Source organism: Pseudoalteromonas sp. BSi20429, assembly GCF_000238895.1.
GTDB classification, from domain to species: domain Bacteria; phylum Pseudomonadota; class Gammaproteobacteria; order Enterobacterales; family Alteromonadaceae; genus Pseudoalteromonas; species Pseudoalteromonas arctica.
Map to the genome: position 1 here is coordinate 18718 of NZ_BADV01000084.1, position 12300 is coordinate 31017.

Genomic DNA, 12300 nt, shown 5'->3' on the forward strand with positions numbered 1-12300 from the left:
GGTATTTATTTTACTGAACTAACTGTAAACCAGGTTTCCCAATTAGCGCTGTTCACGATACGAGCTTTCCCTAAAACCTGGGCTAGCTTGACTAATTGTTGTTTAGGGTCTAGGTTAAAATCTAACTTATGTAAGCCTCGTTCAGCCACTACTCGCCAATAACCAACGCCTTGATCAAAAGTGATAGTTGATTTATGCCCCCCATCAAACTGTAATGTTAAGCTTCTTCGATGAGGAACTTCATGCTTGTTTACAAGGTTCAGCTTCGCTTTTTCAGAGCAATTGTATTGTAACCACGCGGTGAAAATACCTTTATAGTCATCTTCACAAATCCAATCATGTTGAATAGCATAACCAGGAGGTGCTTTTTTATCCGTGAAACAAGTAATAATATCGATATCAACATGATTACTACCTGGTATTGCAGACAATAATTCTGACAACATCATCATACTTGTTGGACTTTGAATATAGCGATCAGTATAGGTCATTGACTGTAAAGTCTTTGTTGTTAATAGCTTTTCCAAGTCTGAATTGGCAGCCATTAAATGAGTTAATAATCTTTTACCAAACCCAATGAGTGGACCGTTTAATTCAGCAAGCGCTGAAATCTCCGCAACACCAGCTACTTTTTCAACATTAAATGAAACTTGCTGACCGGTAACCTCTGGATACTTTTCTGTTTGTATTGTTATGTCATCACTAACTAACCAACTGTCTCCAGGTAATTGAACTAATTTATCTAAGTTAGCAATCGTAATACATTGCTGGTCACTGATAGCCTGAAATGCTACAGGGTAATTATTTTTTGTCGAAAAGATTTCAACACCAATACCTTCTAATTCAGATAAAAAAGCTGCAACCTCTTTGTTGAAATGTGCATCAGGTACCATAACTTGAACTTTAATATGATCAGCTAAATAACTATGAAATAGAGACTTATATTGACCTACAGAGGTATCCCATTCATCTACATTATCTTCGAAAATAAATTTAATAACGCTAGGTTTGCCCCTAACTAATTCACTAAGTTTTTCTTTTAATGTACCGGCAACATATTTAACTGGAACACCATGACCTAACATTTGTTGGTACTCATCAGGTAAGGCAATGTATTTTTGAATATTGTCTAACCACTCTAATGCAGCTTTGCGGTTTAGTAAGTCTATGTCATGTCGAGAATCTGATTCTAAAAGGCACTTATGGCAAAAACGCTCACAACCTTCATCACAATCTAAAATATTTCTAGTTTTTTGAAGTAGAATTTCAATGCTATCTTTTGCAGATATTGAAAAGCCTGCGCCACCACTTACCATATCAAATAATTGAATTGCATAGCCTTTAGCACTTTTATCAATTAGGGTAGGTCGGCTACCATATCCGACCTCATTAACTGCAATACCTAGCTCATTAACGAGCGCTTTACGTAACGCGACTGCAAGCGTGGTTGCAATAGACGTATTATCGAGATATTCATTCGTTATGGGATTACGCAAAACTAACTCAAACACATCTGTCGTGGTGTTATAACCCAGATGAATTTCCTGTAAAATTTTTCCTGTTGCGGTACACTCTGGCTTCCCTTTTTCATCACGCTGAAATTTAGTTGGCATTGGTGGCCTATGTTCTTTTTCAAGTGAAAGGGTTTTAGGTAATTCAGACGTTGACGTCATCGATTCGGCTTTACCACAGCTTAAACACACACCATACCCTTTTCCATGTAAGCCTGAGCTATGGTGAAATACATTCCCTGATGAATCACTTACCATAAAGCCTATTTCGGGATTAGGTAGTGGAATGTGTGTTCCCTTACCCATTACCCAGGGGGCTTCAACTGGAACATAATGTGTATTCGCAATGTTATTTGTGGGCTCTCGATAAAAGTCCACCACAAACCCTGAGGGCTGAATGACTTTTCGCTGATTTTTTAATTTTATAGGTTGACCACATTTGACGTTAGAGCACAAAATGTCATTCTGTTTACTTAAATCTGCTTCGTAACCTGTTTGCCCGCAACTATCGCAGCGCCACGCCACATCAAACTTTTGAGAGTCTGTTCCGCCTTCCACATGAATATTTTGCCAATTAAGTGAAATACCTGCTGACCTATGAACTCGGCCATCCAAGACTAATTCAGTTCCAGGCGCAAACTCACGAATAGCAACCGCTAAGTTGCGGCTGGGCATGCCACGACTAACCGAAACATTATCTTCTCGTTCCATACCTTTTTCTTGACGATTGTTGGGTTTATCTTCTTCTTTTCGCTTCCAATCTATCCATGAGTCAACTTTGATATTTACAACATCAGTCGGGAACCCATAACCAGGTAAAAAGCCACGAGTTGCTAAATCCCTTAATAAGTATTCCTTTATCAATCTGTTTTTATCATTGTTTAATCTGTATCCATAAGGCCCTTCAGGATCAGTGTTAGTTAATTCATTTTCAATATAGGTATACTCACCAACCCAGCGAGCGGCTAAATCTTCTATTTTGGTAATAGTATCGTTACATAACGATTTCACCGAAGCACTCGTAAGTACAGTCCCTTGAACCAGTAATTTAATTTCATCCAGTAACGTAATCCTCAACCCATTAATCCAATCTACAAACTGTTTAAATACTGGCTTTTCTGACTCACCTTTGAAATAAAACCATTGCAGATTTAAAAATAATTTTTCTTTATTAGTTGTGCCAATTTCTTCTCGCAAGAAAGTACCTAATAAAAATGAATTTACATGACGCTGTACAATTTTTTTAGAACTAAATGTCACTGTGGGAGCGGCTATCTCTGTTGTAAACGGCCACTTAGGATTATTAAATACAGATTGGTCATGAGGATTGCTTTTACATATAGTAAAACCAATTGCCCGTGATTCACTTGATCGTCCAGCACGACCTGCTCTTTGCAAATAATTTGCTGGGTGCGGTGGCACGTTATTCATAACAACCGCACTAATGCCGCCAATATCAACCCCCATCTCCATTGTGGTGGAACAGTTTAAAACATTTTTCTGCCCGTTTTTAAAACGTTCTTCGTAACGCTCTAGATTGTCAGATGATTGCTGCGCAGAGTGCTCTGCCGTTGTATAGTAAAAGCCTCCTTCTACCGCACTATCGTTAATATCTGTCCAAAGGTTCTGCTCTCGTAAAAAGTTAACTTTTTCATCGTTGGCAACGTTTTTACGGATTTCAGCAATATATCTAGAGTTATCTGAGCTAGTATCAAACTCCCAAATTGAAGGCAATGCCACGGGTTTACAAATATATTCGTCAGAACTTTTATTGGCCGGCATGTAGGGCGATAAATCAGCAAACACAGTATCGATAATTTTATTCGTAACAGGGCAAATATATGCATCTTTCAATAAACTAAATTCAACCGTGTTTAAGTTTAATTGATATTGTTTACCTGCATATTCATTAAGGGTGCGAGTTTTGACTAAGTCATGCCAGGCCGACTTTAACCAGATATTTAGTTGGTCTTCTTCTCTTTTACCAACGCTTTTGAACTTAGCGGCTTTTATAAGCAAGTTCACTATACGCTGCTGCCGAGAACTCTTTGCATTAAATAACGGCCAAGACTTAACCCTGGCTTCATTATCATCTTTTGAATCTGGGCTAATTAAAAACTTGGGGTAAAAGTGCATGCCTACCCAGCGTGATATTTCGTCTGGAATGCCCACAAATGTGTTTTCCCGTACATAAAAGTCCATACAAACCTTTAAGTAGTTTTTCCAATCTTGTAGGTTAAAATTATTGTCAACCCAATGTTCAGGAACTTGCTTGATAGTTTCAATACCAGGATAAACTAACTTGACTAAGCCTTGAGTCTCGACGTTATTTCTATTTTTAGGGCGGCGAGCAACTTCACGAGTTAAAATCATCTCTGAAAGCTTAGTTGCATCATTTAAAGCAAAAATTTCACGTGCAAGATAATGATTTTCGTAGGTCATGGAATGCGCAATATTTGCATCCCCTTTTAAAACCTCAATCATTTCCTTCCAAGAAAATGACTTAGGTACAATAAAAGTATTATTCCCGCTATCTAGATCCGACAAATAATTCTTTAGTTTTGTAGCTAACTCTGGTTTTCGATCCTCTATAAACTCGATTTCTTCAACAAGCTCAGCTCTATCCCAAGAACCATATCTTTTCAAAATTTCTGGTTCAACTGATACTTTCTGCTCTATGTGCTTTTTTAAGCTCTCTTACTAACGCACCTCTAAAATACGAACGCTCAGCCTCCTGTTGCATACTCACTGAAATTTTAGCTGTACCTTGGCGGCTATCTGTAAAGGTAATCAATCTGCGGCCACGAGCAGGTAGTTCATTTGGACCAAGTTGTTTAGTGTCGTTATCTTTATCTGGTTCAAAATCTGGGCAATACTCTAAAATTGTAGGCACAACATTTGTTGTATAAAATGGTGACCCAAGCAATGCACGCCTAAAGGCTTTTGCACTTTTACCTCTACCAGTATAACCACAACTTGCACACTCTTGGGTATCTTGGTTTCTTTCAAATAAAGTAATTTCGCCATCATCAAAAACCATTTGGCCAATTTTGTTTAAATCTACTTTATAATAACCATGCTCTTCATTTTCTTTAGCGCTAAATACAACTGCAGGTGACGTTTTATAAATTGAACTCTTAGCCTCGTTTTCACCCTCTAGCGATTCGTCTTCCCTATCACCTTCAGCTAATGAAAATTCATCATTATGGCTATTTATCCACTGTTGAATATGAGAAAGGCTATCATAAGCTCCGAGTAAATGCGGCTCATTACAGTCTTCACAAAACGACAACTCAAGCACGGGCGCTGTGCATTCACAACGCATTCTATGATTAGAGTATACATTGCCAAACGGCCAATTTTCTTTAAGCTCAGAATTTTGTTTGCAGCTACAATTCTTATCTATGCACGCCCATAAACCATTTAAAGTTCTCTGAAAATAATGAGCTCTTAGTTTTAAAAAGGCTTCATCATTTTCATTAGGTTTGGTTGCAGTGCAAACATCAATCCAATGATAAATTTCGTCTTCGTTTAATTTAAAATGACTTAATCTTTGTTGAATTTCTTTAATTGTTTTTGGTGGAGATTTAGGCTCAGTTAACATTGAACGCAAAGCTACAGCAATTTCGCTACCCTCGAGTGCCTCATAGCGTAGCTTTGATACATCAGGGTTCTGTTTACCCTTTTTCTTCTCTGGCGGTTGCCCGTCAGGCTCTATTTGCATTATTTGCTCTAAGGTTAATACCCGCTTGGCTCTTTTTTCTAATGGCGGTACAACACGCTGCCCACCAATAACATCAACTTGATCAACCGAAATATTAGCTAAACTGGCGAGATACGTTTTTAACTTTTCTTCAGCTTCAGCACCAGCTATGGTTGCAGATGTAGCTACAAATCGAATGTTTTCTGGTTTTACCTCAAAAGCTTGCATTACACGTCGTAGTTGCAAAGCTAACTCGGCGGCTTGTGAACCAACATAGGTGTGTGCTTCGTCAAGCACTATCCAGCGAAGTTTGCCCTTAGATTTATTAATAATAGGAGCATCTGTTTGCCTAACCAGCATATACTCAAGCATCGTGCCATTTGTTACTAGAATGGGAGCTGGGCTCTCTCGTAAACCGTTTCGACACATTATCTCTTGCGGCGTTTCTTTTTGCCTTTGTTTTTGTTTGCTATTCAAATGTTCAGGTGTTTTGCCATTAAACAAACAAAAGCGTATATCTCCGTTAAAATGCTGAGTCCATGCATTTAAGCGCTCTTGTTGTGAGTTGATCAATGCATTTAACGGATACAAAAAAATCGCTCTAACGCCCTCTAATTGCTGTTTAGTGTGTGCCAATTCACGATATAAGTCCTCTAGCACCGGCACCATAAAACACTCAGTTTTACCGGAGCCCGTACCGCTGGTAATAATTCGCGACTGTACGTTTTTAGCTAACAGGTCATTCCAAGCTTTATATTGATGAGCAAATGGGTTCCAGGTCTTCTTGAATGCGTACCGTTTGTTTATGTCAGAGTCCAATGCGTCAACAACAAGCTGAGATAACAAATCTTCATTTACTAAATCCTGCATCTGAAATTTAGTATTTCGCTCCCAACTGAACATTTGCTCGAAAACAGGGCCGTGAACAAAAGGCTCATCCGTTTGCATTTTATTATTTAAGTGATTCCTTAAACTTGGGTTATTAATGCCTAATACACTCAACGTAGCTTCTTTAGCTTTAGCATTTGCTTGTTTTTTTAGTGTTGAGAAAAAATCATTCATATTTATTGCTCCGAAATAAAAAAGCACAATGCACATTGATAAACGGCATCAAACCAATTTCTGTCAAACTCTATTAATTGGCGTAGTAAAAAATAATTAACTTCGTTGCATCTAAGTACTTCCTCCCACTCTGTATTCGTCGAAGCAACTGCGGCAGCTGCAATAGGAAAATACATTACTGAATGTTGAAAATCATTAGGTACATCAAAGAGAGCAATCTCTGAATAATTACCGTTAACCCAGTCACTTAACTGATTATTAAAGTGTTGTGGCCAGCGCACTGTTTCGCCTGAATTGTCTCTCAACAGCTCATCACGCCAGATACCAACCAGTGCTGGGTACATCAATTTATTGTGAGCACTTAATGTGAATAAGTCAGGTAATGACACATAATTGCAGATAGCTTCTAATTTTTCTTCGATATATTTAGTAACTAGGAGTTTTGGTAATCCCAGTTTTTCCAAGTTTAATTTGTATAATTTTTTACCTGCTTGCCACATGCTTAAAGGAAGTAACTCCCACACTACGTTAAATTCTGTCTGTAAAACTTGTAAAACATGAGCAACATTTAATTTTGTTGCAAAAGGTAATATAGCAAGACACTTAGGATTTCTCGCTAGGGCTTTAAATGCCTCAAATGTAAGCATTGGTAAGTGTGTGTTATTTTCAAGCAAACTATCAAAATAACGCCACCCTGAGTGCTCAATGTCCATTATCATTAAGCTTAAAACCTCGTCAAACGCAAACTTATTAAACACTGGGTGAAACATTTCAGCTGCTTTACCTAAAGATCTGATCTTATCAGGTGCACTTGCTTGTTTAGTTGGTGGAATAAATACAGGCCTAAATTGCAGGCTTGATTTTTGTGCAGGTACCGCAAGTTTTGGAGTATCGATTAAAATAGGTAACTCAAAGGAGCCAATATGGGCACCACCAGATGCTCTTTGTACTAAAGGAAGTGGTTTTTCTTCTGGATTGGCTAAATTAATTAATTCAACTTTTAAGCTTGAAAAAGCAATATCAGAATTTGCATCGAACGTTAGTATGTTTTGTTCTCGCCTTCCTGTTAATGCAAACCAACCGATAGTATATTGTTTAGTCTTCATCCCAGGCGCGCTAATTAACATTCTTACCACTTCATCAAGCTCTGAAGATTGAGCCGTAGCTAGTAACTCTTTGATTTTCTCTCGCAATTCAAAAAGGTTTACTTCTTCAACAAACTTATCAACCTGATAATTAAATACATAGCTTGCCTTACCATGTGCACTTGTTGGTGCTTTTAACTCAATTTCAAATGTTGTGCTTACGTTGTGCGGCTCTTTATATAAGTTGATTCTCGCACCTAACAAATTATCAACCGAAAAATGGAGAGATAACTCTTTACCATTGCCATCAAATAATAATGCCCCTCTACTTGGGAATGGTATTTTTAAATCTATAGGTTCGGCTAGTAAATTTGCTTGTACAGCAATATTAAAATATGGTGGTGGGGTTTTATTGGCCAATAAGTTGACACGCTTACCATCATTAATCTCTACTGACTTAGCACTTAACTCACCGGTTACTTTATAAATAAACTTGTGTTCACTAGTGATAAAAACACTTCCTTCATTCGAATTCTTACCAGCTTGTAAATTCAAATCAAAGTCTGTGGGCAAAATAGCTAGTTTGCGCCTATAAAGTGTTTTGTTACCATGCTTTACCCTTAAAATTTGGCGACCATAGAAACCAGCGCTATAACTAACTTTTCCTAACTCGTGTTCACCCAGGTATATTTGCGATTGTGGTAAGTCACAGCTTATTTTTGGTAAGCCTTTATATACTGGATAACCTTTTTCTGTTGTAAATTGAATCTCTTCACCAGCAATATTTAATAACTCTTTATGGAAGCTGTCTTCTTTTGTTGATATTTCATAAATATCACTATGTTCATCAAAAGCATACTTTACTGTTAGCTCACCACTAAATGTCAATAACCGATAATCTGATTTTTCAAAATCCTCATGCAATGTGGCATGTTCAAGGTCTATTTGTGCCTTTTTTGAAGTTACTGTAGTAAGTGCATTAGCCTTTTTACTTTTACTACCCATGCTATAAACAAGTTGTTTATCGCCATCCGTAGTTAATATAATGGGCATTTCTTCGTGTTGAATTGCAGACGATGGAATTTCCTCAGTATAACGAACACTCCCCGCTTGCATAATGACTAACTTTAACTCTGCTTCATTTACGCTACGCCTAAATTGAGCGGACAGTTTACGCATACGTAAAACAACATGGTCATTAACAGGCTCGGCGCGAGCCATACCTAAATCAGCTATTTGGTTATGCCCTTCATAAATTAAAACTTCAACCATCGGTGCAGCTAAATCTTGCTTGTTAAGGGCAACCGTAAATTTGTTGCTTACAGTGACAGAAGCCGCAAACGTTAATTCGTCATCAGGCACTAACCACTGTGTCAATTTTAAGCGTTCAATTTGTTTTCTATACTCTTTTCGTTGCTCTGCCGCTGATTTAAGTAAACCAGATAGAAAGTCATCCCCCGTTTTATTGTCAAATGGTATAGGAAAACTTACCCGCCATTGAGGTATAGTTGAGTCTAAAAATTGAGTTGGGTTTGACTGTTTATCAAGCTCGTAAGTATCTATTAACCCGTATAAATTACTTACCATGTCATGCAAGAGTTCTATGGTACTGAGCTCTTTAAAAGCATCTGGCATTCTCATTAATTGTTGTTCAATTAATGGAATAGGAGATTGTCCAAAGGTTTTAGCCTTGTCGTAGTCACTAAGCAAACGTTTAAATAAACTTTGGAAGCGACTTCCCTGCTCAGCTAGCAACCCAAAAGGTAACCCTCCTTCAGAATATACTGAGCCTAAATAATCATTTCTATCGCTGCTATGTTTATTTATTGGGCGCTTCCAAAAAGTTAGCCCTTTTATAACGACAGTTGATCTATGATTAGCATCTAGTTCATAACCAAGTTGCTCAAAAATACCCAACCAAGCCCAACCAGATTTATACTCCCTGCGATACCATTCTGCACTAAACAAACAAAAACAAGCACACCAGTCTCTATCTTTAAAGGTTACTGTTGATGGTTTTCGGTATTTTAAAAATGACTTTAAATTAAAATATTCATTTTCAGATACGTGGAGCGTAAACAAAGGTCCGCCAGTTACTGAGTCTAAATTACGAGAAGAAAGAAACTGAGAAAGCCATTGAGATGGAGTTAAAAAATTATTTTGCACAGGGGATTCCCTCATCAATTGATGCATTAGCTTTATATAAAGCTACGGGTAGAAGGATGATTGGCTCGTTTGATATTTTTATTATCCGAGCAGAGCTACAAATAGAGGGGTAACGCTGGGGTATTATCACTGCAATTCCTTTTTACTGCTTCCCGACCTTGGGATAGTTATATACTACTAGCGTTAATCTACCATTCATTTTACTCAAATCAAGTGGTTAAGTGATTATTTGGATAAATCACTTATATTAGCGACCAGTTGAGAGAAAAATTTGCTCTTAACTGGTTTTTGTTTATTACTCTAGAGCAGCTATCTCATCCAACATAGGCATACCACCATGCGAGAGGCCTTGCAGCTCACCACAAATTGACATCATTTGCGCTGTGATACCTGTAATTTGCCCTTCACGCTTTTTCCAAATCCTTTGCATTGCGTTTCTTTCTTTATCAAGTTCAACTTTCATTTGTTCTTGATGATCTACAACAGCTTTTAAACGATGAACAAATTGAGGACTGCATATGTAATCATAAATAGCTTCCATTTGTTCATTTTTACCCGCACTAACCGTTTTTTGGCGCTGTGACTCTAAAAGTACGATTCTAAGCGCCTCACTAAGCCCTTTTGCTAAAGCAGGTTTAACTAACCAAACTCCATCAACCATTAACATAGGTGCATTTGTATTTGCAGGAAATACGGTTGTTACTAGCACTCCAATATCACCAGCAGCATTTTGTACATCTGTTTTAAGTTTGCTGACCCAGGCGTTTGACCAATTTTCAGCTCGCTTTGTTTCCCAAACTATTTTTCCGCATACAGTACCCGAGCGCATGCAAACCGTTTGTATAACATCTGCGCCTTTAGCTCCTTTTTTTACAGGTTCAATAAAATCTACTGGGTATAACTGAGCCAATGTAGTCTCTAGCTCAAGCTCTAAAACTTCACCTTGTAACTGTTGTGACCCTTGCTCTAGCTTGCGCTTAAGGTCGTTATTAGCTTTGGAAGCATCATCAATTTTTTTACGGTACTCAGCTTCTATCAATTTGAACTCATTTGCAGCATCATCACGAAGTAACTGCTTTTGCTCTTCAACTTTACGTGCTAATTCAAGCTCAAAGTTTTTTTGTTTATCTTCAAGCTCTGTTTTAGCTTTTCTGAGTTTAAGCTCTTCGTTTCTAAATTGATCTAATTGCTCATTTTTAGATTTAATTGACTCTTCTAGGCTTTGTTGTTCTAAACTGACAGCCTCTCTCACGCGCTGCTCTACTTTTGCTTTTTCAGATTCAATCTTAGCATTTAGTATTTCTGCACTTTGCTTACTATCTTCTAACTGCTCTTTTAATTGGGTTAATTGCTGCTGAAATATTTTTGACGCTGATTTTTCTGCCTCTTTTGTGGCTTGGGCTTTAAGGGAAGTTAATTGCTGGTTGAGTAGTTGCTCATACTCGTTTTCATGTTGCTCAATTAAATGCTTTGCTATCGCATCTTTTACATGAAAATCAGTATCACAATGAGGACAGGTTATTGAATCGTTTGCATTAAGGATAATTTTAGAAGTCATGGCTAAGCCTTATAATAGTTAAATACAAATAAACTATTACAAGCTTAATGCCAAAATATAAAACACTGTTTTATAAAGATTTAATTAAATAACTACATTGTGAAATGGTAATTAAATTACTTTTATGTGAATAAAATTACCATCAAATGAGCTATAGATATAAATTTATTTATTCGTTATGTCCTTTCGTAAATTTGTGTTCTGCTTAAAGTTTGAACGGCTTGATAAAGAGCCATATTAAACACACTTAACTCGCCAATTACCCTAGGACCGATATCTGCACTATAAATTGAGAGTGAATTTCTAAAATCAATTAAATTCACTTCAATCTTATTATCAACTACAACCTGAATATATTGGCTTTTATTCACTTCGTTTACACAACTAAGAAACTCACTAGAATCCACCTCAAATAGCACACCTAAATACCTACATAGTTCAAATGTGTGCCTGCCTTCAATAACTATATCGTTATTTAATACTGCATCTATAAAGTCTGGAGCTAACTTATTGTGTGGTTCAAGTGCATGATGATGATTTTTAACCAAGCTAAAAAATACATCACGGAGACAGAGCAAATGCTGGTAAACATAAGCCGACATTTTCACCTGACTTTGAAAAGGTCGCTTAAACATTGCTTGAATGTTTATTTCTTCTGTTAACTCAACGCCTGAATTTAGCTCTAATACTAATTCATGCTTAGCATTTTGCTGTCTAACTTTAACTGCTCTGACGTAAGGCCTAACAAAAGTAAAATTAAGTTCAATAAACTCCTCTGTAATGTCTATTTCTATAAACTTTTTATCATTACTAATAATTGACGCTATATCTAAGCTCTTAAAAAAATCAGCTTCAGATTTAACGTCTATAAGTTTACTTTCTAATTGATGTATTTTGCTTTGTTGATCTTCAAATCTAACTGTTAGTTGACTGATAACATCTTTTAAACTTAGCTCATTAATTAATGTTTTAGCATAAACTTTATCTTTATTATCAAGTAAATCTATTAACCAAGGCTCATTGCTTTGAAGTAATGTATTGTTAGCAACGTTACCAAATTTATTTAATATGCTTAGGTTTCTGACTGTTGGGTTATTTTTGTAATTCCAATATACAGTTCCCACATTGCTGCAACCAACGTTATCTAAGTCATGTACTCTCAACTCTTTGATCATTTCTTCTATTGGTTGCATCGATTGCTCCACTCGCAACGTT

5 protein-coding genes are annotated in these 12300 nt (G+C 37.0%); all 5 read right to left on the reverse strand.

The genetic code is table 11. From position 1 onward, the window contains the following. Positions 1 to 5: 5 nt before the first annotated feature. Complete coding sequence (locus P20429_RS20165) at positions 6 to 4157, reverse strand: helicase-related protein (RefSeq protein ID WP_202799307.1); 4152 nt, start codon at positions 4155 to 4157, stop codon at positions 6 to 8. Between the two features lie 10 nt (positions 4158 to 4167). Further along, the gene (locus P20429_RS20775) at positions 4168 to 6276 is read right to left on the reverse strand and encodes a DEAD/DEAH box helicase (protein ID WP_007585900.1); all 2109 of its coding nucleotides are present in this window, start codon (positions 6274 to 6276) and stop codon (positions 4168 to 4170) included. A 2-nt stretch (positions 6277 to 6278) separates the two neighbouring features. Beyond that, positions 6279 to 9527 carry an STY4851/ECs_5259 family protein gene (locus P20429_RS03655; RefSeq protein ID WP_007585901.1) on the reverse strand — a complete coding sequence of 1083 codons (3249 nt, stop codon included), beginning with the start codon at positions 9525 to 9527 and terminating at the stop codon, positions 6279 to 6281. A gap of 295 nt (positions 9528 to 9822) precedes the next feature. Further along, positions 9823 to 11085 carry a DUF2130 domain-containing protein gene (locus tag P20429_RS03650; protein ID WP_007585903.1) on the reverse strand — a complete coding sequence of 421 codons (1263 nt, stop codon included), beginning with the start codon at positions 11083 to 11085 and terminating at the stop codon, positions 9823 to 9825. A 176-nt stretch (positions 11086 to 11261) separates the two neighbouring features. Next, a complete protein-coding gene (locus P20429_RS03645; RefSeq protein WP_007585904.1) occupies positions 11262 to 12278 on the reverse strand; it encodes a hypothetical protein in 1017 nt (338 codons plus the stop codon). Between the last annotated feature and the right edge of the window lie 22 nt (positions 12279 to 12300).